General features: G+C 62.3%; 23 protein-coding genes. 12 read left to right on the forward strand and 11 right to left on the reverse strand.

The features are described 5' to 3' along the window. Positions 1 to 2: 2 nt before the first annotated feature. Positions 3 to 1,244 (forward strand): MFS transporter, encoded by a 1,242-nt coding sequence (locus LAD35_RS05050; RefSeq protein WP_224151608.1) that lies wholly within the window; start codon positions 3 to 5, stop codon positions 1,242 to 1,244. A gap of 155 nt (positions 1,245 to 1,399) precedes the next feature. Here the strand turns inward: LAD35_RS05050 and LAD35_RS05055 are convergent, their stop codons facing one another. The 7 genes from LAD35_RS05055 to LAD35_RS05085 form a co-directional block, all read right to left on the reverse strand. Beyond that, positions 1,400 to 3,751 (reverse strand): CHASE2 and HATPase_c domain-containing protein, encoded by a 2,352-nt coding sequence (locus tag LAD35_RS05055; protein ID WP_224151609.1) that lies wholly within the window; start codon positions 3,749 to 3,751, stop codon positions 1,400 to 1,402. Between the two features lie 52 nt (positions 3,752 to 3,803). Further along, positions 3,804 to 5,519 (reverse strand): FecR domain-containing protein, encoded by a 1,716-nt coding sequence (locus LAD35_RS05060; protein WP_224151610.1) that lies wholly within the window; start codon positions 5,517 to 5,519, stop codon positions 3,804 to 3,806. A 115-nt stretch (positions 5,520 to 5,634) separates the two neighbouring features. Continuing rightward, on the reverse strand, positions 5,635 to 6,345 hold the full coding sequence (locus LAD35_RS05065) for a response regulator transcription factor (protein WP_224151611.1): 711 nt from the start codon (positions 6,343 to 6,345) through the stop codon (positions 5,635 to 5,637). Positions 6,346 to 6,501: 156 nt separating this feature from the next. Next, a complete protein-coding gene (locus LAD35_RS05070) occupies positions 6,502 to 7,794 on the reverse strand; it encodes a tryptophan--tRNA ligase (protein WP_224151612.1) in 1,293 nt (430 codons plus the stop codon). 145 nt (positions 7,795 to 7,939) lie between these two features. Next, positions 7,940 to 8,563 carry a site-2 protease family protein gene (locus LAD35_RS05075; RefSeq protein ID WP_224152594.1) on the reverse strand — a complete coding sequence of 208 codons (624 nt, stop codon included), beginning with the start codon at positions 8,561 to 8,563 and terminating at the stop codon, positions 7,940 to 7,942. A 204-nt stretch (positions 8,564 to 8,767) separates the two neighbouring features. Further along, a complete protein-coding gene (locus LAD35_RS05080) occupies positions 8,768 to 9,403 on the reverse strand; it encodes an L-threonylcarbamoyladenylate synthase (protein ID WP_224151613.1) in 636 nt (211 codons plus the stop codon). 82 nt (positions 9,404 to 9,485) lie between these two features. Next, positions 9,486 to 10,346: a 3',5'-nucleoside bisphosphate phosphatase gene (locus LAD35_RS05085; protein WP_224151614.1), complete on the reverse strand. Its 861-nt coding sequence runs from the start codon at positions 10,344 to 10,346 to the stop codon at positions 9,486 to 9,488. A gap of 235 nt (positions 10,347 to 10,581) precedes the next feature. Here LAD35_RS05085 and LAD35_RS05090 point away from each other — a divergent pair, with 235 nt between their 5' ends. The 5 genes from LAD35_RS05090 to LAD35_RS05110 all read left to right on the forward strand — a co-directional run bounded on the left by LAD35_RS05090 (position 10,582) and on the right by LAD35_RS05110 (position 14,130). After that, positions 10,582 to 11,415 (forward strand): transporter substrate-binding domain-containing protein, encoded by an 834-nt coding sequence (locus tag LAD35_RS05090; protein WP_224151615.1) that lies wholly within the window; start codon positions 10,582 to 10,584, stop codon positions 11,413 to 11,415. A gap of 92 nt (positions 11,416 to 11,507) precedes the next feature. Next, on the forward strand, positions 11,508 to 12,176 hold the full coding sequence (locus tag LAD35_RS05095) for an amino acid ABC transporter permease (RefSeq protein WP_224151616.1): 669 nt from the start codon (positions 11,508 to 11,510) through the stop codon (positions 12,174 to 12,176). A gap of 1 nt (position 12,177) precedes the next feature. Further along, on the forward strand, positions 12,178 to 12,951 hold the full coding sequence (locus LAD35_RS05100) for an amino acid ABC transporter ATP-binding protein (protein ID WP_224151617.1): 774 nt from the start codon (positions 12,178 to 12,180) through the stop codon (positions 12,949 to 12,951). A 16-nt stretch (positions 12,952 to 12,967) separates the two neighbouring features. After that, positions 12,968 to 13,441 carry an Lrp/AsnC family transcriptional regulator gene (locus LAD35_RS05105; RefSeq protein WP_224151618.1) on the forward strand — a complete coding sequence of 158 codons (474 nt, stop codon included), beginning with the start codon at positions 12,968 to 12,970 and terminating at the stop codon, positions 13,439 to 13,441. Continuing rightward, a complete protein-coding gene (locus tag LAD35_RS05110; RefSeq protein WP_224151619.1) occupies positions 13,441 to 14,130 on the forward strand; it encodes an aspartate/glutamate racemase family protein in 690 nt (229 codons plus the stop codon). The genes LAD35_RS05105 and LAD35_RS05110 overlap by 1 nt, the downstream gene beginning before the upstream one ends. Positions 14,131 to 14,275: 145 nt before the next feature. Here LAD35_RS05110 and LAD35_RS05115 read toward each other — a convergent pair whose 3' ends face one another. The 3 genes from LAD35_RS05115 to LAD35_RS05125 all read right to left on the reverse strand — a co-directional run bounded on the left by LAD35_RS05115 (position 14,276) and on the right by LAD35_RS05125 (position 18,494). Next, the gene (locus tag LAD35_RS05115; protein ID WP_224151620.1) at positions 14,276 to 15,532 is read right to left on the reverse strand and encodes an NAD(P)/FAD-dependent oxidoreductase; all 1,257 of its coding nucleotides are present in this window, start codon (positions 15,530 to 15,532) and stop codon (positions 14,276 to 14,278) included. Positions 15,533 to 15,801: 269 nt separating this feature from the next. Beyond that, positions 15,802 to 17,577: a single-stranded-DNA-specific exonuclease RecJ gene (recJ, locus tag LAD35_RS05120; RefSeq protein ID WP_224151621.1), complete on the reverse strand. Its 1,776-nt coding sequence runs from the start codon at positions 17,575 to 17,577 to the stop codon at positions 15,802 to 15,804. Further along, a complete protein-coding gene (locus tag LAD35_RS05125; RefSeq protein WP_224151622.1) occupies positions 17,574 to 18,494 on the reverse strand; it encodes a phosphoglycerate mutase in 921 nt (306 codons plus the stop codon). Before LAD35_RS05125 ends, recJ begins: the two co-directional genes overlap by 4 nt. 75 nt (positions 18,495 to 18,569) lie before the next feature. Between LAD35_RS05125 and LAD35_RS05130 the strand changes: the two genes are divergently transcribed. From LAD35_RS05130 to LAD35_RS05145, 4 genes are all read left to right on the forward strand, one after another. Further along, the gene (locus LAD35_RS05130; RefSeq protein ID WP_224151623.1) at positions 18,570 to 19,826 is read left to right on the forward strand and encodes a lipoprotein-releasing ABC transporter permease subunit; all 1,257 of its coding nucleotides are present in this window, start codon (positions 18,570 to 18,572) and stop codon (positions 19,824 to 19,826) included. Continuing rightward, a complete protein-coding gene (lolD, locus tag LAD35_RS05135; protein ID WP_224151624.1) occupies positions 19,819 to 20,499 on the forward strand; it encodes a lipoprotein-releasing ABC transporter ATP-binding protein LolD in 681 nt (226 codons plus the stop codon). Before LAD35_RS05130 ends, lolD begins: the two co-directional genes overlap by 8 nt. Positions 20,500 to 20,580: 81 nt before the next feature. Further along, the gene (locus tag LAD35_RS05140) at positions 20,581 to 21,447 is read left to right on the forward strand and encodes a TatD family hydrolase (protein WP_224151625.1); all 867 of its coding nucleotides are present in this window, start codon (positions 20,581 to 20,583) and stop codon (positions 21,445 to 21,447) included. Then, a complete protein-coding gene (locus LAD35_RS05145; protein WP_224151626.1) occupies positions 21,440 to 21,964 on the forward strand; it encodes a DNA-deoxyinosine glycosylase in 525 nt (174 codons plus the stop codon). Before LAD35_RS05140 ends, LAD35_RS05145 begins: the two co-directional genes overlap by 8 nt. On the opposite strand, the gene LAD35_RS05150 is transcribed toward LAD35_RS05145, so the two are convergent. Next, a complete protein-coding gene (locus LAD35_RS05150; protein WP_224151627.1) occupies positions 21,943 to 22,218 on the reverse strand; it encodes a DUF2798 domain-containing protein in 276 nt (91 codons plus the stop codon). The genes LAD35_RS05145 and LAD35_RS05150 overlap by 22 nt on opposite strands. Positions 22,219 to 22,317: 99 nt before the next feature. On the opposite strand from LAD35_RS05150, the gene LAD35_RS05155 reads away from it, so the two are divergent. Together LAD35_RS05155 and LAD35_RS05160 are read left to right on the forward strand one after the other, a co-directional pair. Continuing rightward, a complete protein-coding gene (locus LAD35_RS05155; RefSeq protein WP_224151628.1) occupies positions 22,318 to 23,241 on the forward strand; it encodes a LysR family transcriptional regulator in 924 nt (307 codons plus the stop codon). Next, positions 23,238 to 24,017, forward strand: coding sequence for a spermine/spermidine synthase domain-containing protein (locus tag LAD35_RS05160; RefSeq protein ID WP_224151629.1), 780 nt, complete (start codon positions 23,238 to 23,240; stop codon positions 24,015 to 24,017). Before LAD35_RS05155 ends, LAD35_RS05160 begins: the two co-directional genes overlap by 4 nt. The last annotated feature ends 274 nt before the right edge of the window (positions 24,018 to 24,291 follow it).

A 24,291-nucleotide genomic window follows, 5' to 3' on the forward strand; every position in this document is an offset into this window, starting at 1 on the left:
CCATGTCCGCTTCTGCATCACCGCCATCTGCCCTCCAGCCGCTCACGACCGTCAATGGCTATGGGTGGAAAGCGCTGGCGGGATCGGCGGTCGGCTATGCGATGGATGGGTTTGACCTGCTGATTCTGGGTTTCATGCTGGGCGCCATCCGGGAAGACCTGGGCCTGTCGACCGCACAAGCAGGTGCCTTGGTGACATGGACCTTGATTGGTGCGGTCGTGGGCGGCATTGTGTTTGGTGCGCTCAGCGACCGGTTTGGACGCATCCGCGTGCTCACCTGGACCATTGTGATGTTTGCCGTATTCACCGGCCTGTGCGCATTTGCGCAAGGCTACTGGGACCTGCTGGTCTACCGCACGCTGGCTGGCATCGGCCTGGGCGGCGAGTTCGGCATCGGTATGGCATTGGCAGCCGAGGCCTGGCCCGCACGTTATCGAGCCCGAGTATCGTCGTATGTGGCACTGGGCTGGCAGGTGGGCGTGTTGGGCGCGGCGCTGCTCACGCCGTTGCTGCTGCCATATATCGGCTGGCGTGGCATGTTTCTGGTGGGCGTGATTCCGGCATTTGTGGCCTGGTTCATTCGCAATCGCCTGCACGAGCCGGAAGTCTTTGTGCGCAGCCAGGAGAAGAAGCCCTCTGCGCTGCAATGCTTCAAGCTCCTGGTCAAGGACCGTGCCACCACCAAGATCAGTGCGGGCATCGTGGTGCTCACCTCGGTACAGAACTTCGGCTACTACGGCATCATGATCTGGATGCCGGGCTTTCTGGCGAACAAGCTGGGCTTCAACCTGACCAAATCCGCCATGTGGACGGCTGTCACCATCCTGGGGATGATGGCCGGCATCTGGATCTTCGGCCAACTGGCCGACCGCATCGGGCGCAAGCCGAGCTTCCTGCTGTTTCAGGCGGGTGCCGCCGTCATGGTGCTGGTGTACTCGCAGTTGAACGACCCGATCACCATGCTCTGGGCAGGCGCGCTGATGGGCATGTTTGTCAATGGCATGATGGGGGGCTTTGGTGCGCTGATGAGCGAGGCCTACCCAACCGAGGCGCGTGCAACGGCGCAGAACGTGCTCTTCAACCTCGGCCGGGCCGTGGGCGGGCTGGGGCCGGTGGTGATTGGCGCGATTGCCTCGCAATACTCATTCCAGATGGCGATTGCACTGCTGGCTGCCATCTATGTACTGGATGCATTCGCAACCATGTTTCTGGTGCCTGAACTCAAAGGCAAGGAATTGCATTGAGCGGCAGTGGATAGCTGCCACTGCGCTATTGAAATAGGAGCGGCGTGCGCACGCACGCATGATTCAGCCTGCCGCTTTCAGGCGGAAACCGTACTGACAAGCGGCAGTCGTGCGCAGCGTGCGGCGTGCGCGTGGGGTGATGGCCTCACTATGTTTCATGGGGTTGGTGGCAATGCGGTGTCATCCCCACCATTCATGGGCAGGTGCACGCTGAAGCACGAGCCTTCGCCTTCGGTGCTGGTGACCGATACAAAACCCTGGTGGCGTTGCACCACAGTCTGAACAAAGGTCAGCCCCAGGCCAATACCGGCAATGTGCGGCTGGCTGTTCTGGTGAAAGCGCTGAAAGGGCTGGAACAGGCGTGTCAGCTGTTCTTCGTTCATGCCGTATCCGTGGTCCTGGATATGCACCACCCAATAGCCGTGCTCCGCAGTCACATTGGCCTCGACCACGCCGCCGGCAGGGCTGTATTTGATGGCATTGGTGATCAGATTCACCAGGCAGCGGTGCAGCAGCGAACGGTCACCCAGGGTGGTGATTTCGGTGTGGGTGGCTTCCAGGCGGCCGGGGGCGTAGCGTACCTGCAGCTTTTTCTCGGTTGCCTTGGCCCAGCAGTCATCGATGGCCTCCTGCAGCAGGATGTCCAGGTGCACCGGCCTTCTCTGCAGGCTTTGCGACTGGGCAGAGGCCAGTTGCACGAAGCTCTCCGCCATTTCCAACGACTGGTTGGCCAGGCGGCCGATCTTGTGGTGCAGGTCGGCCTCGGTCATCTGGCCAGGGAATTCCTGGTACATCTCCAGCAAGGTGATGATGGAGGCCTGCGGCGAGCGGAAATCGTGGGAGATGAATCGCAGTGCCTGGTCGCGCTGCTCCATGGCCTTGTGCAGCTCGGTCATGTCCACCAGCATCAGGAGCCAGCCATCGGGCGCAGGTGCGCGAAACGCCTCGGCCAGAAGCAGCCAGGGCCGCTGCTGGCGGTCGATCACTTCACTTTCGGTCGGCAGGGCGCCCAGCTGTTCAGGCGTCGCAAACCACAGCTCCTGTCCAGTGGATTTGATGCGCAGGCCTTGCAGCACGGTGCGGATCGGGATCAGCCCTTGCGGAGGGATGCCCAGGTTCTGCATGTATTGGTCGGCGGCCTGGTTGTGTAGGCTGACCATGCCCTGCGGATCAATCGCGAAGGTGGGCGAAGGGATCTGGCGCAGGGTATCGCGGACGAAGCCGTGCATCTGGCGCAAGGTGCTGGTGGCGGTCTCGACGGCCTTGATGCGCCTGTCCAGAAAATCGTCCACCAGAGCAGTATTGCGCTGCGGTGCACCGGTGTTTTCGAGCGCTTCGCGCAGAGTGACCATCTCCTGCTGCAGAAAGGAGGCTGCCGCACTCAGGCGCCGCCAGCTCCAGATGGGATAGATGACGACCAGGCCCATCAGCGCGGCAGCAGGTGCGAGCTGCACACCCGCCCAGTTGCGCAGTGCAAAGCTCAGCAGCAGCGCTCCCACCGCCAGGGCCAGCTGCATGGCCAAGCCCGCCATCGGGCCCAGCACGGCAATGGCAGCCAGAGCCAGCAGGATGATGCCGACATTGACCACGGCATCAGTGGTTGCAGAGGCTGGGGTCACGTGCCGGCCAGAGAGCTGTGAATCCAGCGCATGGGCAATCAGCTCCACCCCGGCGATATGGCGCGAGGAAGGGCGTGCGGGACTGGCAAAGTAATCGCCAAGACCTGACGCAGTGGCGCCCAGCAGCACGTACTTGCCGGTGAACGCGTTGGATGGCACGCGTCCGGTCAGCACCGTTTCCGCAGAGTACAGGCGATAGGGCTCGGCGCCACGGGCAAAATTGAAGACCTCTGGAGACTGCTGTACCCAGGCGTCTCCGGGCCGGGGGGCTTGCACACCCCGGCAGAGTGGGTGGCTGCGTCCAGCCGCGCACAGCATGGCGATACCGAAGTGTGGCCAGGGGCCCGTGTCTTCTCCCTGGGCGGCAAAATAGCGGCGAATCACCCCGTCTTCATCCACGCTGACATTGACATGGCCCAATTCGCTTGCTGCGCTGCGCAGGTTGGCAATCGGCAATTCGGCACCGATGTCGACGCCAGCCATACGCCAGTCCACGGGCAGCACGATATTGCCTGCACTGCGGATGGCATCGGCCAGCAACTGGTCGTCCTGGGGATTCGCCCGGTCCGGCTCGCTGAACAGCACGTCAACGCCAATGGCAGCAGGTTTTTGCGCCTCGATGTCTCGCAGCAACTGGGCGAGAATCGCGCGCCGCCATGGCCAGCGGCCTACGCTTTGCAAGCTTGCGTCGTCAATGGCGACAATGACGATATCGTTGCGCGCGTAGGGCGCACTGACCCAGCCAGCCAGGTCTTGCACCATTGCGTTGACCGCACGCGGCTGGCCGCGCAGGCTGGCCCATGCCACACAGGCCAGCAAAATGGCAGCCAGCACCAGCCATTCCAGCCAGCGTAGCTGGGTTCGGGTCAGCAGAGGAGAGCGGCTCACGTTGTGGCGGACTGGTTGCCTTGGGCAGGGTGCCCGCAGGCTGGCAGATCGATCAGCGTGGGCTCTGCACCGGTCTGCCGTCGTCGGATTTGAGCATGGAACCGTAGCCAGTTGTGATCGCGGACTCCACGGTCAGCTTGCGAGCGGCTGAGTAGCGGCTTTGGAGTCCGGAAGGATCCAGCACCTGGATGCGCACGAAGTAATCGCCCGGGGCAAGTTCGTCGGAAACCCAGCGCGGCTGATCCAGTTGCACGGTGCTGAGGGGGGCGTCGAACTGCTCATTGCGTGCCAGTTGCAGGTTGTATTTTTGCCCTGGCTCTCCGGTCCAGAACAGCTGCAGTTGATTGGGCATGTCCATTTCACCAGGGCTGAGTGCATCCGCACTCAAGGATGCAGGATTGGTGCCCGCCTTGAAAGCCTGGGGTTTGGAAAACGGCCCCTGGTCCAGGCTGCCGTCGGCAGCCTTGCGCACGCTGGCTGCACGCCAGTAGTAGTTGCCTGCAGCCAGCTTGCCGATAGTCGTTTGGCATTCCGTCACCACGCCACTGTCTGCCAGAGGTTGGGTGAAGTCGGTGCTGGCTGCCACCTGAATGCGATAGCCGATGACCCCCTTGCCTCCTTCGGTGCAAGTCAACGTGCCATCACTGATGCCGATCAGACCACCCGGCGCGGGGTTGGAATACAGGGGGGGCACCGGCGTTGCCTTGACCTTGATCGCCTCCACATGGGGCCTGCCGGGAATCTGCTGGCTGTCGACTGCGCGGACTGCAACGTAGTAGTTGCCGTCTTCAACGCCGGGAAATTTGGCCAGCGGCGTATTGAAGCGTTGGCTGCGTACCACCTGCCGCATGTCGGCATCGTGCGCCAGTTTGACCTGGTACTGACGGGCTTGCTCCACGGGGCTGAGCTGGATGGTCAGAAAGTCGGCGTCCTCAAACACCGGCGGGTTGCCTTGCAGGCTGGGCGCTGCGAGCTGATCCACGATGGACCCCACACGACCATTGTTCTGCACGGCGATGCCCCGGCCGGCCGTGACCGAGGTTTCGCGTGCTGCGGCACTACCGGCCACCACGACCACACCGTGGTCAACTGCGGTGACGGCCTCGCCGGAATCGGAGACGCTGACTGAGAACACGGTGCCGCGCACACTGGTGGTCGCCATGGGCGTCTTGATCTCGAACTTGCGCTTGCGGCGCTGCTCAATAGCGGGGGTGACCTGCGACTCGATACCGCCTTTGTGCAGGTCCACCACGGACTGCTGCTCCTGTGTGCGCTGGTTCTTGCGCATTTCGCTGAGTTTCAGCTCCGATTTCTCGTTGATGCGGACCGAACTGCCATCGGCAAACTTCAGCGTGACAAAGCTGCCGGGCGCCACTTTCAGTTCATCACCTTCGGTCAGTACGGCTCCCTGGATGAGCCTCTGCCAATTGGCGCCACCGGCCATGTGGGGGGAGCGCAACTGGGCATCGCCTTGCACATACTCGGCAACGGCGTTCTGGTATCCCACCAACCGTGCAGGAATGACGATGGTCGAGCCGACCGGCAGACGGGTTGGATACCTGACCTGATTGAGTTCACCGAGCGCGCGCCACTGCTGCGGATCCTTGAGGTAGCGCTTGGCCACATCTTCCAGGGTGTCACCGGGCTGCACCCGGTGCTGGATATCCGGCAGCTGATCGGCTGAGGCAGCACTGGCCACGCATGGCAGCAGCACTCCCAAGGCAATCAGCAGCGAAACAGGCAGCGTTACGTGCAGGTTTACAAACATCAAAAATCCTTTTGTACCGCAAACATGCGGTGCGTATTTGCCAGCGTCATAGCGGCAAGACGGCCAACGCACCCCTAGGGGTGGGTTGGCCGGCAGGCGTATATGGCTTGGCAGCTCAATTCGGCGGCACGGCCTCAGCCTGCGGCTTGACCGCTTCAAAACGGTAACCTACACCGTAGACAGCATTGATCACGTAACCATTTTCCGGTCGCAGATCAAGCAGCGTGCGCAGGCGCGATACATGGGTGTCCAGCGAGCGGGAGATCACATCCGAGTTCTGGCCCCAGATGATTTCGCGCAGATGGTCGCGTGAGAGCAGGCGTCCCATGTTCTGGAACAGGAACAGCGCCAGATCGTACTCGCGGTTTTTCAGCTCCACCTGTTTGCCATCGACTTCAAGCGTGCGTGAATCCGACATGAAGCGGTAACGGCCAAACTCCATGGTGCCCTTGGTGGCTGCCGGGTAGGCACGGCGCAACAATGCACGTACGCGCGCCACCAATTCGGCAACACGCAGGGGCTTGACCATGAAGTCATCCGCGCCCGATTCCAGGCCTTCGACAATGTCGGCTTCACCCTGCCGACTGGTGATGAACAGCACCGGCAACTCCTGGCTGACATTGTCACGGATCCAGCGCACCACCACGGGGCCAGACGTATCGGGCAATTGCCAGTCCAGAATCAGCAGGTCGTAGGTTTCGCGGCGCATGTCTTTCATCAAAGACGCGCCAGTGGTATGGGTCGTACAGGCGTGGCCTTCCGCCTCCATGGTTTTGGAGAGCATGTCCAACACCACCAGATCATCATCCAGCGCCACAATCCTCATAGTAGCTCTCTCCCAAAACTTAATAGTTTGCCTTTATAAGATAAACCATCTTAAAGGCAAATCCAATCACCTACCCCAACTCATACAAATAACGAGCTGGCCTTCACCTATTCAACTGTTACAACATTTGGTTGCATTTGAAGTATAGGCAGCTAATCAACTTTCCGCTATCTCTTTTAGAGCCAATTGCACGTCAGAAAGCGAAAAACTGTCGCCCAATTGCACGTTATCCATGATCTGCCCCAAGGTTTCTGGTTGCGATTGCAACTGGGCGATCATCACACCCGCATCGCGTGGTGCATCAAATGCCTGGCTCTGCAGCAGTATGGCGCCATCTGCGCGTACCAGCTTGAAATAGAACTTGCCATCCTTTTCACGGTACTGCTTGAAGGATGCTGCCGCAGCCTTGGTGCTGACCTTGGCTGTGGTGGCGGTGGTCGCCACGGTCAGTGGCCTCAAACCAACGGCGCCGCGCAGCTTGTGCAAGAGCGGCTGAGAGTAGGCACGGGCCTTCTCGGCGCCTTGCAGCAAGATGGTCTCCACCTCCTGCGGATGGGCCATCAGGTCGTTGTAGCGCTCGCGCAGGGGCGCAATTTCGCGATCCACACATTCAAACAGCATGGTCTTGGCATCGCCCCAGGCAATGCCATCGGCGTAGGCCTGGCGCAGAGCTGCGGTTTCCCCATCGCTGGCAAAGGCCTGGTAGATCTGAAACAACGCCGATCCTTCCACATCCTTAGGCTCGCCCGGTGCCCGTGAATCGGTGACGATGGAGCCAATCAGCTTTTTGAGCTGCGCCTGTGTCGAGAACAGCGGAATCGTGTTGTCGTAGCTCTTGCTCATCTTGCGGCCATCCAGGCCTGCCAGGGTGGCTACCTGTTCATCGATCGCGGCCTCCGGCAGCGTGAAGAACTCGCCATACAGATGGTTGAAGCTCGATGCCATGTCGCGCGCCATCTCGATGTGCTGGATCTGGTCACGGCCCACGGGCACCCTGTTGGCGTTGAAGGCCAGAATGTCGGCACCCATCAGCACGGGATACATGAAGAGGCCTGCCGTCACACCATCATCGCTGTCCTTGCCTGCTTCATGGTTCTTGTCCTGCGAGGCCTTGTAGGCATGGGCGCGGTTGAGCAGGCCTTTGCCGGTGACGCAGGTCAGAAACCAGGTCAGCTCGGGGATCTGGGGAATGTCCGACTGGCGGTAGAAGGTCACATGTTCAGGATCCAGTCCGGCGGCGAGCCAACTGGCTGCGATCTCCAGGGTCGAGCGATTGACGCGCTCAGGGTCCTGGCACTTGATCAGGGCATGGTAGTCGGCCAGAAAATAGAAATTCTCGACATCCTTGGCGCGACTGGCGGCGATGGCCGGGCGCATCATACCGGCATAGTTACCCAGATGGGGAGTGCCCGATGGGGTGATGCCGGTGAGGAAACGGGTTTTTTGCATGGTTCTGTTATTGGGGAAATAAGCCGGGGTACAGGCTTTTTGCGTCTGTGCCCAGAGATATCAGTGGCGAGATGCAATGTAGCACTATCGTCCGAGCACCCATGGCGAGGCGTAATGGCGCTGTGCAGTTGCCATGCTAGCCGGTCTATAGAAAAAGCTTCAGGATGGTGTCCACGATCGCGTAGCCCACCGACATCAACGGACGCATCCAGACGGCGCTGATGACGCCGGCAACGACCAGTCCCATCACAATGAAAAAGCCATAAGGCTCGATCCGGGAAACCGCCTCGGCCTGCCGGTAGGGAAGCAATCCGACCAGCACACGGCCTCCATCCAGTGGGGGCAGTGGGAACAGGTTGAATGCCCACATCACCAGATTGACCGCGATACCGGCCTTGGCCATGCCCAGGAAGAACGGCTCGTGCAGTCCGGTGATGGCCAGAATGCCCAGTACCACCGCCCAGAGCAGAGCCTGAATGAAGTTGGTGGCAGGGCCAGCCAGCGCGACCCAGATCATGTCGCGCTTGGGGTTTCGCAGATTGCCAAAGGCCACTGGCACGGGCTTGGCATAACCGAACACAAAGGCACCCGAAGTCATGAAATACAGTGCCAACGGCATGACGATGGTGCCGATCGGGTCGATGTGCTTGATCGGGTTGAGCGTGATGCGCCCCAGCATCGCGGCAGTGTTGTCACCGAAATGACGAGCCACATAGCCATGCGCGGCTTCGTGCAACGTGATGGAAAACAGCACGGGCAGCGCATACATCAAGACGTTTTGGATCAGTTCAGGATTCACAGGACGATGGTCACAAGGTTGTATGGTGTGTTGCGGTGCAGCAACCGAGGCAGTCTAGCCTATCAGGCTGGAAATGGCCCCTCGGTTGGCGAAACGGATAGAAATGCTATCAAAATAAAAGTTCCTGCGCGCACTGGCTGTACGCTGAAAGCCCATTTTGCTTATAAAAGAATCTCATAGGCCAAGCTGCGCAAGTGGACCTCGCCCTTCGCGCACCACAACCGGAGCACCACCGGCGCCCATGGGGGTCAGATCCACGATGGTCGTGGGCTCCAGCGGGCAGGGGCCGGCGTCTACCACCAGTTCGATCTGTGATTCAAAGCGCTCACGGATTTCCTGCGGATCGTTCAAGGGCTCGGTCTCGCCGGGCGGGATCAAGGTAGTCGAGAGCAAGGGCTCGCCGTGCAGTTCCAGAAGCATCAATAGGCCCTTACGGTCGGGTACACGCAGGCCGATCGTCTTGCGGGAGGGGTGGCTGATACGACGTGGAACCTCCTTGGTGGCATCCAGAATGAAGGTGTAGGGGCCGGGTGTGCCAAGCTTGAGGATGCGGAACTGGTGGTTGTCCACCATGGCGTAGCTGGCCAATTGCGAGAGGTCGCTGCACAGCAGTGTGAGCATGCGCTTCTCGTCGATCTGGCGGATGCGGCGCAGCCGGTCCACCACCTGCTTGTTGTCCAACTGGCAGACAAAAGCGTAGCTGGAATCAGTGGGCACGGCCAGAATGCCTCCATCCTTGAGCATGGCCGCAGCCTGCTTGAGCAGGCGCGGCTGGGGATTGTCGGGGTGAACTTCAAAGTACTGGGCCATGGTGGTACTCCGGATGGGGAATTGTTTTTGCTCTTATCTTGATAGCTGTTGGCATTTGATGTGCAAGCGCAACAGCCGCATTTCATGGATGGATGATACGCGCTTGCAGCGCATCCCACACGGGCGTTACGCCGGCGGGCAACGGAGGGAGGGCGCCAAAGTCGGTGCTCGACTCTGCCGGGCTGTGGAAGTCCGAGCCACGCGAGGCGTACAAGCCAAACTCGCGGGCCTTGTCCGCGTAGCTGCCGTATTCGTGAGGAAAGTGGCTGCCGGTGACCACCTCCACGCCTTGGCCGCCATGCTGTTTGAACTCGGAGAACAGCACATACTCCTCGGTGGCGTTCAGCCGGTAGCGCGCGGGGTGAGCCAGCACGGCCATGCCGCCGGCGTCCACGATCCAGCGGACGGCATCGTGCAGCCGGGCCCAGCGGTGCGGCACGAAACCGGGTTTGCCTTCCACCAGATAGTTGCGAAAGACTTCATTCGTATCGCGGCAGACCCTGGCATCCACCAGAAAGCGCGCAAAATGCGTGCGTGAAATCAGATCGGGGTTGCCTACGTAGCGCAAAGCGCCTTCGAATGCGTCTGCAATGCCCGCCTGGGCAAGACCGGCCGCCATTTCGCGTGCGCGCTGCTCGCGGCCGCCCCGAGTGCGGGCCAGCCCTGCCTGCAGAGCGGCGTTGTCCGCATCGAAACCCAGGCCGACAATGTGCACGGTGGTTTCGATGAAGGTGACCGAGATTTCCACACCAGTCAGGAAGTCAAGACCCGCTGCGCTTGCCGCTTGTTGCGCCTGGGCCAGACCGCTGACTTCGTCATGGTCGGTCAGTGCCCACAATTGCACACCGCATTCGCTGGCGCGCGCAACCAATTGCACCGGCGTCAGGGTTCCGTCGGAGAAGGTGGAGTGGCAATGCAGGTCAGCGTTGAGAGTAGAAGGCACCGCTACATTGTAGGCGTGCAGGCCGATAGGCGCTTCTGGATTCCCAAAGCCCGGCCAGGTTGAGCCCTGGCGCCCCCGTCGAAAGTCGGTATTAACCCCTAAATTGTCAGTTTTTCGTCAGTCTGACGAAAATATTGATGCATCTCGACGTTTTGTATTTTTCACCAGGGTTTTCAGAGGAATACACTGTCGGTTTTTACATTGCGCGGTGCAACACTGCGAGCGGGGAATCAGAATGTTTGCTGTCAAAAGGTGGATGGGTGTGGCCGCGCTGGCGGTTGCTGGCGTTGCGGTCGCGGGCACAGCCATGGCGCAGGAGTCGACCATGGAACGCGTCAAGCGTACCAAGGAGTTGCGCGTGGGGACCGTGGCTGGCGCGATTCCTTACTTCAACAAGGATCTGGTCTCGCAAAAATGGGAAGGCTTTGGCCCCGATTTTGGTGAAAGCCTGGCCAAGAAGCTCGGCGTGCAGGTCAAGTTTGTGGAAACGACCTGGGGCAATTCCGTGCTGGACCTGCAGTCCAACAAGATCGACCTGATGTTTGCCCTGGCGCCGACACCGCAGCGCCAGGAGGTGGTGAATTTCTCCAAGCCCCTGTTGAACAATACCTTCACAGCCGTGTGCAAGAAGGGCCATGAGCCGGTCAAGACCTGGGAGCAACTGAACAAGCCGGAGGCCAAGGTCGTCGTGGACATTGGCTCCAACCAGGACCAGTTCGCCACCCGCGCGCTGCCCAAGGCCAGCATCTCGCGCCTGGAAAGCTCGGGCGCTGCCACCATGTCGGTGCAGACGGGCCGCTCCGACTGCCAGGTGCTGGTGGTGCTGCTGTCGCAGCCACTGGTTGCCAAGCGCCCCGATGTGGGCACGGTGTATGTGCCAACGCCTGTCGAGACCGCCAACACCAATGTCGGTCTGCGCAAGGAGGCGAACAAGGATTTCGAGAACGCCGTGAATGAGTGGCTGGATGAGGCCCGCAGCAAGGGTGAGATCCAGTCCGTGGTGCTCAAGAACATGGAAAAGCTCGCCGGCGTGAAGGCCGACGCCTTCCCCAAGGAAGTGAAGTTTTAAGCATGTACATGCATGGGCCCCAGGCCTGTGCGACGCACCCCGGCATGGCATTGCGCCGTTCCGGGGTGTATGCGTTCAAGGTTGGTTGAGATATGTACGAATGGGACTTTGGCTTCCTCTGGAAGTACCGCACCTTGCTGGTGGGTGGAATCGGTTACACCCTGCTGTTCACGGTGATCTGTGTGCTGGGCGGGCTGGCGATCGGACTGGTCGCGGGGCTGGGTCGGCTCTCGCGCCACAAAGTGGTCACTGTGCCGCTGCGCGCCTTTGTGGAGGTGTTCCGCTGCACGCCGGTACTGGTGCAGCTGGTGTGGTTCTACTATGCGCTGCCGGTGCTCACCGGCATCGAGATGAGCGCGCCGGTGGCGGCTGCGCTGTGCCTGTCGCTGTATGGCGGGGCCTTCTATTCTGAAATCATCCGGGGAGGCATCATCTCCACGGACATTGGCCAGACCGAGGCCGGCCAGGCCATCGGCATGACGCGCGGGCAGGTCATGCGCCGCATCATCCTGCCACAGGCTTTTCGCAAGATGATTCCGCCGCTCGTCAACCAATCCATTCTGCAGCTCAAGAACACTTCGCTGCTGATGGTGCTGGCAGTGCCGGATCTGCTCTACCAGGGCCAGGTGATTGCGCACGACACCTACCGTCCGCTGGAGGTCTACACCTTCATCGCGATTGCGTATTTCGTGATCCTGTTCCCGATCACCCTGTGGGCCAAGCGTCTGGAACACGGCAACCTGACTGCCAAGGAGGCCTGAGATGCAGGACCAACCGCTCATTTGTATCAAGGGCCTGAAAAAGTCCTTCGGCAAGCTCGAAGTGCTCAAGGACATCTGCCTGGAAGTGAACCGCGGCCAGGTGGTTGCATTGATCGGCCCTTCGGGCTCGGGCAAATCCACTTTGCTGCGCTGCATCAATCTGCTGACGGTGCCGGACGGCGGTGACATCCGCGTGGATGCGCAGTCGCTCGCCTTCAGCGGCAGCGCCACGCAACTGCCCAAGGACAAGGTGCTGGCCGGTTTTCGTGCGCGAACCGGCATGGTGTTTCAGCACTTCAACCTGTTTCCGCACATGAGCGTGCTGAAAAACGTGATGGAAGGGCCGATCACCGTATTGCGCCTGCCCAAAGCGGAGGCCGAGGCCCGTGCCCAAGCCTTGCTGCAGAAGGTGGGGCTGGCCGAGCGCGCGCACATGGTGCCCGATCAGCTCTCGGGCGGCCAGAAACAGCGGGTGGCCATTGCCCGTGCATTGGCCATGCAGCCTTCGGTAATGCTGTTTGACGAAGCCACCTCGGCGCTGGACCCGGAGCTGGTGGGCGAGGTGCTGCAGGTCATCCAGTCGCTGGCGAAAGACGGCATGACCATGATCCTCGTGACGCACGAAATCGCCTTTGCGCGCGAGGTGGCCGACAAGGTCGTCTTCATGCGCGATGGCGTGGTGGTCGAAGAAGGGCCGCCGTCACAAGTCATCGACAATCCGCGCGAGGAAGCCACGCGCAGCTTTTTGGGCCGTATCATCGGCCACACTGCTTAAGAAGAGGGAACAAGGAATGGATTTTCGACTTGACGACATCGACCGCAAGCTGCTCGCCTTGCTCCAGGCCGATGCCCGTGAATCCACGGCCAAGCTGGCCCGCAAGCTCAACCTGGCGCGCACCACCGTCGTGGCCCGCATTGCGCGGCTTGAAAAGGAAGGCGTCATTGCCGGTTACGGGGTGCGCCTGGGCAGCAAGCTCGAGCAATCGGCTGTGCGAGCCTATTGCGGCATTTCCGTCATGCCCAAGACGGCGCAATCGGTGATGCAGGTGCTCGAAGGCATTCCCGAGGTGGAAGAAGTCTCGGCCGTTTCCGGTCAGCACGACTACATGATCTTTCTGCGCTGCGACTCCAATGAAAAGCTCGACGCGCTGCTCGACCGCATTGGCCTGATCGATGGCATTCGGCAGACCTATACCTCGGTGGTTCTGAGCCGCAAGATCGACCGCCGCGGCGCACTGCCCACCATGCCCAACCTGGGCGGCTGATGGGCTCCAGCCAAACCGCCGTCAGGCGGCCGGCGCCGTTTCTCGGCATTCTGATGCTGGATACGCGCTTTCCACGGCCTCCTGGCGATATCGGCAACCCGCAAACCTGGGCGGAGTTGGGTATTCCGGTCCGCATGCTGAAGGTCGAAGGTGCATTGCCGGCCAAGATTGTGCAGGAGGCCGATCCGCGCTTTGTGCAGCCCTTTGTGGAAGCCGCGCAGCAGCTGGAGGCTGAAGGCGCCGCGCTCATCTCCACCAGTTGTGGATTTCTGGCGGCTTACCAGGGCCTGCTGGCGCAAAGCGTGGCGGTGCCGGTGGTCAGCTCCAGCCTTCTGCAATGCGCAGACCTGCCCGTGCCCGGTGTCGTGACGATTGCTGCAGCGTCGCTGACCCCGCGCATCCTGCAGGCCGCTGGCGTACCTGCGGGAACGCCCGTGCAAGGCGTGGCGCCTGGCAGTGAATTTGCCACGCGCATTCTGCAAAACGAGGCCGACATGGACATTGTCCAAGCCGGGCGCGATGTGGTTGCCGCTGCAGTGGCACTGCAGCAGGCGCATCCCCAGATCCAATCCCTGGTTCTGGAATGCACCAACATGCCGGTCTACCGCGATGCCGTGGCGCAGGCAACGGGCCTGCCAGTGTGCGATGTGGTGAGCCTGCTGGCTGTGCGCTGGGCTGCCTTGGGCTGAACAGACGCTATTCAAACCAAGCGCTGGCGTACATGGATTGCGCGCCAGCGCTTGGTTTTTGATAGCAACGTTGGGGGTGACATCAAGCCCTCTGCTGCGTCACTTTGCGGCGCCGCGTGCTTGGCTTCCGCATCAATGACGCAGGTCAAGCTTTCAGAAACCGCTCTGCCCGGAACGGAGTCGCATCCACGGGGGCGGCCTCGCCGTTCATCAGGGCTGCCAAAATGGCGCCGGTGCCGGGCCCGGTGCTGAAGCCGATGTGCTGGTGGCCAAAGGCGAGCCACAGGTTGCGCTTGCCGGGCATGGCGCCGATGATGGGGCGGCTGTCGGGCAGGGTGGGGCGACGGCCCAGCCAGGGCGTGGGCTCCAGCCGTGCACCCATGTCGATGGCCTGGCGGGCTGCGGCTTCTGCCAGATCCAGTTGCAGCGGATTGGGCGGGGCATCCAGGTCGGTCAACTCCACACCGCTGCTCACGCGCAGGCCTTGCTCCATGGGCGTCATCACGTAGGCGCCGGCGGTGTCGTAAATGGGGCGGCTGATGTTGCAGGCAGCAGGCGGCGCAAAGTGCATGTGGTAGCCGCGCTCATAGGCCATGGGCACATGCACCCCCAAGGTGGCCATGAAGTCGCGGCTCCAGGGGCCCAGGGCGACGACGATCCGGTCGGCTTCCACTGCGCCACCGGCATCGCCCACCACGCGCCAGCGGCTGCCCGCCAGAGGCTCCAGCGTCTTGAGGCGGGCCTGCAGAATCTGCCCGCCTTGCTTGCGGAACAGTTCGGCATAGGCTTTGACGACAGCGCCCGGGTTGTCGACCGACCAGGTGTCCTTGATCCAGAGCGCGCGCTCAAAGATAGGGTTGAGCGCGGGCTCCAGTTGGCGGATATGGTCGCGCTCCAGCACCTCGGTCGAAACGCCGAAATGTGCCATGCGCTCGCGGGCCAGTGCCGCGCCTCCCAGGGCGGCCGCCTGCCGGTAGGCCATCAGGTAGCCGTTGTCGCGCATGCGATGCGCGGAGCCGCTTGCGCGCAGCAGTCGGGCATGCTCGGTCATCGACAGGCGGATAAGGCTGTCGAGTGCCGTGGTGGTTTCGCGGAATATGCTGGCGCGGGCATTGGCCAGAAACTTCGCTGCCCAGCCCAGGTTGTGCAACAGAAACTGCGGGCGGTAGCGAAAGCCGGCGCTCTGGTTCTTCAGCAAGGTCGGCAAATTTCCAAACAGGGCAGGATTGTTGAATGGCATCAACGAGCTGCGGGCAATCACGCCCGCATTGCCATACGAGGTTTCCTCGCCGGGTGCACGCCTGTCCAGCAAGGTGACCTGGAAGCCTTTTTTCTGCAGGGCCAGCGCCGTTGCAACGCCGACCATGCCGGCTCCAAGTACGGCTACGGAAATATTGCTCATGGATGATGGTGGTGTGGTGCGCTATTGATATGAAATCAATAGCAAGCAGCGCTTTCTGGATATGCGAGAGCGCCATTTTTTCAGCAAAAAAACCGCAGCTACAGCGGACTGCTTTCATGCCGATGCAGCATTTAAAAACTATAGCACTTCCTGGCGGCAAGGTGGGTGAGCTGTAGCTACGCGCAGGTGCTTGGGTCTCTGCAAATTTTCGATTGCCTACAAGCTTGCAGTGCTCTGCGGGGGCGTAGGCGGCTTGCAGCCAGGGTTTTCTACCCAGCGGTCAACTGCGCACCTTCCACCAGAAACTGCAGCTTGCGCTGGCCCTGCCATTCGTTGATGTCGAGACGATAGGCGAGCAGCACCTTGGCAGGCAGGGGCTCGGTATGGCCGAACCAGATGCCGTCCACCATTTCGCCCTGGTGGCGCAGCTTGAGGGACAGATGCTTTTCGCCCACCAGGCGCTGGCTGATCACCTCCAGCTCTTCGCTGAAGGTCGGAGGCGCAAAGCCCTGGCCCCAGACCTGGCTGTTGATCGCGTCCACGGTCTCGGTACGGCGAAACTGCGCGGGCAGCGGGCCGTCGGTTTCCATCTGGCGGGTGAGCGTGCGCTCGTCCAGCCACTCCTGCGCCACCTGTGCCAGCGCCTGCTCGAACACCTCAAAATGTTCTTCTGCAATCGTGCAGCCTGCCGCCATGGCATGGCCGCCAAACTTGATCAGCACGCCCGGGTGGCGCTTGGCAACCAGGTCGAGCGCGTCGCGCAGGTGAAAACCTGCGATCGAGCGGCCCGAGCCTTTGAGCTCATGCTCATGCCCCGGCGCACTGCTGGCGGCAAAGACGAAGGTGGGGCGGTGCAGCTTGTCCTTGATGCGTGACGCCACGATGCCGACCACGCCTTCGTGGAAATCCGGGTCGAACACGCTGACGGCGGGAGGCGGCTCCTCGCCTTCTTCAAACAGTTCCTCGACCAGCAGCATGGCGTGCTCGCGCATGCCGCTTTCGATATCGCGGCGCTCGCGGTTGATGGCGTCGAGCTGGCGTGCCAGTTCGTCGGCGCGCAATGCGTCCTCCGTCAGCAGGCATTCGATGCCGATCGTCATATCCGCAAGGCGCCCTGCGGCATTGATGCGCGGGCCCAGGGCAAAGCCGAAATCAAAAGTGCTGGCGGCTGCCGCGCGCCGGCTGGCGGCCGAGAACAGGGCCCCCAGGCCTGGCGGCATCTGGCCCGCACGGATGCGGCGCAGGCCCTGGGCTACCAGGCGGCGGTTGTTGGCATCGAGCTTGACCACATCGGCCACCGTGCCCAGTGCCACCAGGGGCAGCAGGGTGTCCAGCCGGGGCTGAGGCCGTTTTGCCGCCGCGTTTGGCGCTGCATGCGCTGCATTGTTTCCCGAGGGAGTGCCCGCATCCTCAAAAGCGCCACGGCTGCGCAACTCGGCGCGCAAGGCCATCAGCACATAGAACATCACGCCGACACCTGCGATGGATTTGCTGGCAAAGCCGCAGGCTGGCTGGTTGGGGTTGACGATGGCGTCCGCTGCGGGCAGGGTGGCTGCAGGCAGGTGGTGGTCAGTCACGATCACCGTCAGGCCCAGCGCCTTGGCGCGGGCCACGCCATCCACGCTGGCGATGCCGTTGTCCACGGTCACCAGTACATCGGTGCCCAACTGGTGCACCCGCTCGGCGATTGCAGGGGTGAGACCGTAGCCGTCCACCACGCGGTCGGGCACCAGGTAGCGCACGTTGGCCGCGCCCAGCATGCGCAGCCCGCGCAGGGCCACGGCGCAGGCGGTGGCACCGTCGCAGTCGTAATCGGCCACCACGCAGATGCGCGCCTGCTGCTCAATGGCGTCGGCCAGCAGGCGGGCGGCATCCTGCGCGCCAAGCAGGTCGGCGGGCGAGAGCAATTGGGCCAGACCATCGTCCAGCTCGGCAGCGGCCTGTACACCGCGCGCGGCAAACAGCCGGGCGAGCAGCGGATGCACGCCTGCCTGCTCCAGCGCCCAGGCGGTACGTGGCGGGATATCTCTTGCTAGGATTTTCATAGTGAACGGAGCATATCGGCAGCATGCTGGCTGCCAAACAGTTGTTTGATTTTCTGGAGCAGTCCTCCAGGGGCATGCTCCAGCGTGACGGCATTTTTTTCGCCGCACAAGGTGAGTCTGGCAGGGGCGGCTGCAGGCAGGCTGGCATCGAGCCGCTGCCAGGTCTTTTGCCAGGCAGGCCAGTTGCCGGTGAGCGCTGCATTGCGCAAATCAGTATTCAGTACCGGCATGGTGGCGGGCAACTGGTAGCCGGAAGGCAGGGCGCCGGCGCCATGCACCCAGAAGGAATTGATGGGCGCCTGGCCCGCAGCCTCGCGCGCGTCGCTCCAGGCATGGGTGTAGAGCAGCATCTGCATTTCGGTCTGCAGGCGGTGCAGCACGGCGGCCTGGTCCTTGCTGGGCAGCCAGGGGCGCACATCGCGCAGGGCAATGCGATCCAGCGAAGCGGTTTCCAGGCCCCGGAATACCTCGCCCTGCGCCAGCCAGCGGTCTGCGCGGTCATAGGCGAGGGTGATGCCGTCCTCGGCAAACCAGGGCGCCATGATGGCAAGCAACTCGCGCGACTGCGCCTCGTGCATCTGCGCGGCTGCCAGCTCGCTCATGCGGACCTGGTCGGGCGAAATATGCCAATGGCAAGGGGTGATGAAGGCCCAGGCGGCATCGCCGGGCGTGGCGCCTTGCTGCAGCTGGTGCAGCGCTGCCCACGGTGTGGCGCGGGCGGGCAGTTGCAGGGCGCGGGCGAGGGCGCGTTCGTGCGGCGGGGCAAAATCCTCGGTCTCGCCGCTGTCGGTGGCGGCGGGCTGCAGGGTTTTGAGCCACTGCTGCAGCCGGGGCAGTGCAAGGTCTTGCAGCGCCTGCTGGCAGCCCTCCTCGTCGGAGGCTGCGTAGGAAATGATCAAATGCTGGAATTCCGACATGGGCCTATTGTCAGCGATGCCACAATGCTGGATTGCAAGCGGTGGCTTCCGCCGCCATGATGGCTACAAAAACATATGCAGATTCCCTATGAGCTGGCGCTGGGCTGGCGCTACACCCGGGCGGGGCGTGCCACGCGCCGCAACGGGTTCATTTCATTCATCTCGGGTGTGTCCATGCTGGGCATTGCGCTGGGGGTGGCAGCCCTCATCATCGTGCTGTCCGTGATGAACGGGTTCCAGAAAGAGGTGCGTGACCGCATGCTCAGCGTGGTCTCGCACATCGAAATCTTCACGCCCGGCGGCGATGCCCTGCCCGACGTGGCCAAGACCATGGCAGAGGCGCGGCAGAACCCCAATGTCATCGGTGCAGCCCCCTTCGTGGCGGCCCAGGCGCTCGTGGCGCGTGGGGAAGACATGCGCGGCGCCTTGCTGCGCGGTATCGATCCGGCGCTGGAGCCCGAGGTGACCGACATGGCCACCGGCATCCAGCAGCAAGCCCTGCAGGCGCTCACGCCCGGCAGCTTCAATGTGGTGCTGGGATCGGAGCTGGCGCGCATCCTGGGCGTGGAGCCGGGCGACCAGGTCACGCTGGTGGCGCCCAGCGGCCAGGTAACACCGGCTGGCGTAGTGCCGCGCCTCAAGCAGATGAATGTCGTGGGCACGTTCAACTCGGGCCACTATGAGTACGACTCCGCCCTGGTGCTGATGCACTACGAGGATGCTGCCAAGCTTTTCCGGCTGGAAGGCCCCACCGGCGTGCGCCTCAAGCTCAAGAACCTGCATGATGCGCCCGAAGTGGTGCAGCAACTGGCCAAGACGCTCAGCGGCCATCTGCTGATTCGCGACTGGACGCAGCAGAACAAGACCTGGTTTGCAGCCGTGCAGGTGGAAAAACGCATGATGTTCATCATCCTCACCCTGATCGTGGCCGTGGCGGCCTTCAATCTGGTGACGACCCTGGTGATGACCGTGACCGACAAGCGCGCCGATATCGCCATCCTGCGAACCCTGGGCGCCAGTCCCAAAAGCATCATGGGCGTGTTCGTGGTGCAGGGCGCACTGGTCGGGGTGATCGGCACCCTGGCGGGCCTGGCGCTGGGTTTGCTGATTGCCTGCAACATCGATGTGATCGTGCCCGCCATCGAGCGGGCGCTGCACACCAGCTTCCTGCCCAAGGATATTTACCTGATCAGCCGCATGCCGAGCGAGCCGCAAAGCGCCGACATCGTGCCGATCACCGTGATTTCGCTGATTCTGGCTTTTGTGGCCACGCTGTACCCGAGCTGGCGCGCCAGCCGCGTCAACCCTGCGGAGGCCCTGCGTTATGAATGATTCTTCTGTGGTGTTGCAGGCCGGCGGCCTGACCAAGCGTTTCTCCGAAGGACTTCTGGATGTGGAGGTGCTCAAGGGCATCGATCTGGAGGTACGCGCTGGCGAAACGCTGGCCATCGTGGGGGCCTCCGGCTCGGGCAAATCCACCTTGCTGCACCTGCTGGGTGGGCTCGATGAGCCCACCAGCGGCTCGGTGCGCCTGAAGGGCCAGTTGCTGGGCGAATTGAGCCCTGCGCGGCAGGGTCAGTTGCGCAACCAGCACCTGGGCTTCATCTACCAGTTTCACCATCTGCTGCCCGAGTTCAGCGCCCTCGACAATGTGGCCATGCCGTTGCGCATCCGCCGCATGCCTTATGAAGCGTGCACGGCGCGCGCCGAAGCCATGCTGGCGGCCGTGGGCCTGAAGGACCGCGTGCAGCATCGCCCGGCCGAATTGTCTGGCGGCGAACGCCAGCGCGTGGCCATTGCGCGGGCGCTCGTCACCCAACCGGCCTGCGTGCTGGCGGATGAGCCCACCGGCAATCTGGACCGCTCCACCGCCGACACCGTGTTTGCGCTGATGATGCAGCTCGCTCGTGAGCAGGGCACCGCGTTTGTGATGGTGACGCACGATGGGGAACTGGCAAAGCGCTGCGACCGCGCCGTACGCATGGCCAACGGCAGATTTGAATGAAATGGGTTGTCGGCGTTCAACCAGTGAGCGCTGATTGCTCATATTTTGATAGCGTTTGATGGACGGACATAGCCGCATATCGTGAGCTTCTGGATCGACACCCACTGCCACTGGGACGCGCCCGAGTTTGACCCTGATCGCGACCTGCTGCGCGAGGCTGCGCGTGCCGCGGGGGTGGCGCACTGTGTCATACCCGCGATTGGCCGCATGGATTGGGAGACGGTGCGTGAGCTGGCCCACCGCTGGGGTGACAGCTACGCGCTGGGCATTCACCCGCTCTATACCGGCCCGGGTCGTGCGCATGAGCGTGATATCGACGCGCTGGCGCAAATGCTGGAAGACTGCCGCGATGACCCGCGCCTTGTGGCCATCGGCGAGATAGGGCTTGATTTCTTTGTCGAAGGCCTGGGTGCAGACCGGCAGACCTGGTTCTACCAGGAGCAGCTCAAGCTGGCGCGCCGCTTTGACCTGCCGGTGATCGTGCATGTGCGTAAATCCAGCGACCAGTTGCTCAAGGCCTTGCGGCAGTGGCCGGTGGTGGGTGGCATTGCCCATGCCTTCAATGGCAGCCTGCAGCAGGCGCAGCAGTTCGTGGAACGCGGCTTTGCGCTGGGCTTTGGCGGTGCGCTCACCTATGACCGGGCGCTCCACCTGCGCCGCCTGTTGCAAGCAGTGCCGATGGAGAGCATCGTCGTCGAGACCGACGCGCCGGATATCCCCCCGCATTGGCTCTACGCCACGGCCGAGCAGCGCGCGCAGGGCGTGCCGCAGGGGCGCAACCAGCCTGCCGAGATACCACGCATTGCGCAGGTTTTGCAGGAAATACGCGCCCAGGGGTCATCAAACAAGCGCGAAATGCTACAAGATTGGATGCAAATCACCACGGCCAATGCTTGCCGCGTACTGCCCAAGCTGGGCGCCCTGCTGGCAGGAGCGCGCCATGGCTGACGGGCGCGAGCAGTCTTCGCTGGTGCTGCATGGCCTGTCGCCGGTGGTGGGGGCAGCGACTCGGGTGCTGATCCTCGGGAGCTTTCCCGGCGCTGCATCGCTGGGTGCCCAGCAATACTATGCCTACCCGCGCAACCACTTCTGGCCCATTCTGGCGCAGCTGTGGCCGCAGTACCCGCAGCCGCAGGATTATGCGGGCCGCTGCGAGTGGTTGCTGGCGCGCGGGCTGGGGCTGTGGGATGTGTACGCCAGTTGCGAGCGCGCCGGCAGCCTGGACAGCGCCATCCGCAATGCCACCGTCAACGATTTTGCCGCGCTGAAGGCCCATTGCCCGCAATTGGTGGCAGCCGCCCACAATGGCGGCGAGAGCTTTCGCCATGCCAAGTCCGTTCAGGCCATCCTTGGTCTACCGGTGTACCGGCTGCCATCCACCAGCCCGGCCAATGCCTCATGGAGCATGCAGCGCAAGCTGGAGGGCTGGCGCGAGGTGCTGCGTCACTGCGGCTTGCCGGTCTGAACACGGGCCAGGGGCATGGGCGTGCCCGCATGGCTTTGCAGCAGGCGCAGTGACAGCCTTTGCACCCATGGGCCGAGCAGCACCACGATGACGAAGGCCGCTGGCCAGGCGCATACATAGGCATGCAGCCACAGGCCGACAAAATGTGCGGTGAAACCCAGGTTCAGCCAGGTGACCCAGGCGGTCATCAGCCCGCTGAGCAGCAGAGACATCAGCATAGAAGTCAGCAGCCGTTGTTTGAGTGCGAGAGACATGGTGTGCGAAGCCTTTCTTGTGAATGGCTCGCAGTGTAGATTCTGATTAAATTAGAAAAAAGAGATAAATTATCATTTTTAAATTCCATATTTGAAATCATGTTCGATGATCTGGCCTTGTTTGTCGCCATTGTGGAAAGCGGCAGCCTGAGCGCAGCGGCGCGCAGGGCCGGACTACCGCCAGCGACCGTGACACGCCGACTGCAGCAACTGGAGCGCCAACTGGGATGCAAGCTACTGCACCGCAGTGCACGCCGCATGCTGCCAACGCCCGAGGGTCAGGCCTATTTCGAGCGCTGCAGCCCGCTCTTGCAGTCACTGGCACAGGCCACGCAGAATCTGGAGCAGAGCCTTACCCAGGTGCAAGGCATGGTGCGTGTGCTGGCGCCCATGAATCTGGCCAAAGGTCTGTTGCTGCCGGTATGGCAGGAGTTTCTGGCGCGCTACCCGGGTGTGCAACTGGACTTGCGCCTGTCCAATCTGCGGGAGGACCTGCTGGAGCAGGGGGCCGATCTGGCCATTCGCGTTGGCTCGCTTGCCGATTCGAGCCTGACAGGGCGCAGGCTGGGCCATGCTGCCATGGGGCTGCTGGCATCCCCCGGCTACCTGGCCCAGGCTGCGCCCATCAACGGTCCGCAGGATTTGGCCGGGCATCGCTGGATCGTGGCCGATCCACTGCGCCAGTTGCGCCTTGCGCACAGCCAGACGGGGGAGGTCTACAGCCAGTCGCTCTATGGCGCTGCGATGCGTGGCATGGTCAACGATGTAGCGGTGGCTGCCACCATGGCGGCCAGTGGGCTGGGTCTGCTGTTTGCCCCGCTGTGGGCCTGCGCGAGCTATCTGGAGCAGGGCAGTCTGGTGTCGGTGCTACCGCAGTGGCAGGCGGGTTCGCACGATATTTCGCTGATATGGCCGCAGCACCATCTGCCTGCGCGGGTGAGGGCCTTGATCGACCTGTTGCTGGAGTTTTCGGCCAACGATCCGCGACTGCAAGGCCAAATGCAGATAATGCCCGCACCATGACCAAAAGAAAAACCGTGGCAGCCGAAGCAGCGCTGCCTGAAGTGACCATTTCCGATTTCGACGGCATCCGTTACCTGCACCTGGGAACGCCCTGGGTGCAAGGCTCCATGCGTATCAGGAAGCCATTCGACATCGACCTGGAATACGTGCAGCGCATGATGGCCTGGTTGCTGCTGGTAGACCCGGCCACCGTACCCGAGCGCCGCGCCATGCAACTGGGTCTGGGCGCGGCGGCGGCCACCAAGTTCTGCGTGCAGAAGCTGGGCATGGCGACCACGGCGGTGGAGCTGAACCCGCAGGTCATCTCTGTATGTCGTCAGTGGTTCAAGCTGCCGCCCGACAGCGACAGATTGCAGGTGGTGCTGGGCGATGCGGGGGCAGAAATCCAGAAGCCCCAGTATCTGCAGACGGTGGACGCCTTGCAGGTGGATCTGTATGACCACGAGGCGGCGGCTCCGGTGCTCGACAGCCCCGACTTCTACCTGCATTGCCGCAACCTGCTGACCGACGAAGGCTGCATGACGGTCAACCTGTTTGGCCGCACCAACAGCTATGCGCGCAGCCTGGCCAATATCCAGCAGGCTTTTGGCGATGAGGCCGTATGGCGCTTTGCTGCCACCAAAGAGGGCAATACCGTCGTGCTGGCACAACGCACCGCCAGCCGCCCGGAGCGCGAACTGCTGGTGCAGCGTGCCGATGCCATACAGCAGGCAACTGGCTTGCCCGCACTCAAATGGTTGAAGGTTTTTAAACCTGTGGTGGCCCTGGCGGTCTGAGCTTTACCCCGCCTGCGCGGGCTTTCAGGTATAACCTCGGCAGACCAACTATGACATGAGGGATTGCACCATGGGCGCGCCAGATCACCCGTCGGATGACGAGCCGGATTTTCAACATACGGTGCTGGTGGACCCTGCTGGCTTGCCGAGGGATGCGGACCCTCCTGCACCGCCTGCCTCATCCGGCCGGCGCTCTGCCGTGTTTGTGCCCGGCGCGGTGGACAGCAACGATCCCGTGAGCGCACCGGCGGCATCTGCTTCTCAAGGTTCTGCA

Origin of the sequence: Comamonas odontotermitis (assembly GCF_020080045.1) — a bacterium.
GTDB lineage: Bacteria > Pseudomonadota > Gammaproteobacteria > Burkholderiales > Burkholderiaceae_C > Comamonas > Comamonas odontotermitis.

Excerpts from the sequence above, each read along its gene's own strand:
- LAD35_RS05050 (WP_224151608.1), top strand. The coding sequence starts at position 3 with ATGTCCGCTTCTGCATCACCGCCATCTGCCCTCCAGCCGCTCACGACC.
- LAD35_RS05060 (WP_224151610.1), bottom strand. The coding sequence starts at position 5,519 with ATGTTTGTAAACCTGCACGTAACGCTGCCTGTTTCGCTGCTGATTGCC.
- LAD35_RS05065 (WP_224151611.1), bottom strand. The coding sequence starts at position 6,345 with ATGAGGATTGTGGCGCTGGATGATGATCTGGTGGTGTTGGACATGCTC.
- LAD35_RS05070 (WP_224151612.1), bottom strand. The coding sequence starts at position 7,794 with ATGCAAAAAACCCGTTTCCTCACCGGCATCACCCCATCGGGCACTCCC.
- LAD35_RS05075 (WP_224152594.1), bottom strand. The coding sequence starts at position 8,563 with ATGTATGCGCTGCCCGTGCTGTTTTCCATCACGTTGCACGAAGCCGCG.
- LAD35_RS05080 (WP_224151613.1), bottom strand. The coding sequence starts at position 9,403 with ATGGCCCAGTACTTTGAAGTTCACCCCGACAATCCCCAGCCGCGCCTG.
- LAD35_RS05090 (WP_224151615.1), top strand. The coding sequence starts at position 10,582 with ATGTTTGCTGTCAAAAGGTGGATGGGTGTGGCCGCGCTGGCGGTTGCT.
- LAD35_RS05095 (WP_224151616.1), top strand. The coding sequence starts at position 11,508 with ATGTACGAATGGGACTTTGGCTTCCTCTGGAAGTACCGCACCTTGCTG.
- LAD35_RS05100 (WP_224151617.1), top strand. The coding sequence starts at position 12,178 with ATGCAGGACCAACCGCTCATTTGTATCAAGGGCCTGAAAAAGTCCTTC.
- LAD35_RS05105 (WP_224151618.1), top strand. The coding sequence starts at position 12,968 with ATGGATTTTCGACTTGACGACATCGACCGCAAGCTGCTCGCCTTGCTC.
- LAD35_RS05110 (WP_224151619.1), top strand. The coding sequence starts at position 13,441 with ATGGGCTCCAGCCAAACCGCCGTCAGGCGGCCGGCGCCGTTTCTCGGC.
- LAD35_RS05115 (WP_224151620.1), bottom strand. The coding sequence starts at position 15,532 with ATGAGCAATATTTCCGTAGCCGTACTTGGAGCCGGCATGGTCGGCGTT.
- recJ (WP_224151621.1), bottom strand. The coding sequence starts at position 17,577 with ATGAAAATCCTAGCAAGAGATATCCCGCCACGTACCGCCTGGGCGCTG.
- LAD35_RS05125 (WP_224151622.1), bottom strand. The coding sequence starts at position 18,494 with ATGTCGGAATTCCAGCATTTGATCATTTCCTACGCAGCCTCCGACGAG.
- LAD35_RS05130 (WP_224151623.1), top strand. The coding sequence starts at position 18,570 with ATGCAGATTCCCTATGAGCTGGCGCTGGGCTGGCGCTACACCCGGGCG.
- lolD (WP_224151624.1), top strand. The coding sequence starts at position 19,819 with ATGAATGATTCTTCTGTGGTGTTGCAGGCCGGCGGCCTGACCAAGCGT.
- LAD35_RS05145 (WP_224151626.1), top strand. The coding sequence starts at position 21,440 with ATGGCTGACGGGCGCGAGCAGTCTTCGCTGGTGCTGCATGGCCTGTCG.
- LAD35_RS05150 (WP_224151627.1), bottom strand. The coding sequence starts at position 22,218 with ATGTCTCTCGCACTCAAACAACGGCTGCTGACTTCTATGCTGATGTCT.
- LAD35_RS05155 (WP_224151628.1), top strand. The coding sequence starts at position 22,318 with ATGTTCGATGATCTGGCCTTGTTTGTCGCCATTGTGGAAAGCGGCAGC.
- LAD35_RS05160 (WP_224151629.1), top strand. The coding sequence starts at position 23,238 with ATGACCAAAAGAAAAACCGTGGCAGCCGAAGCAGCGCTGCCTGAAGTG.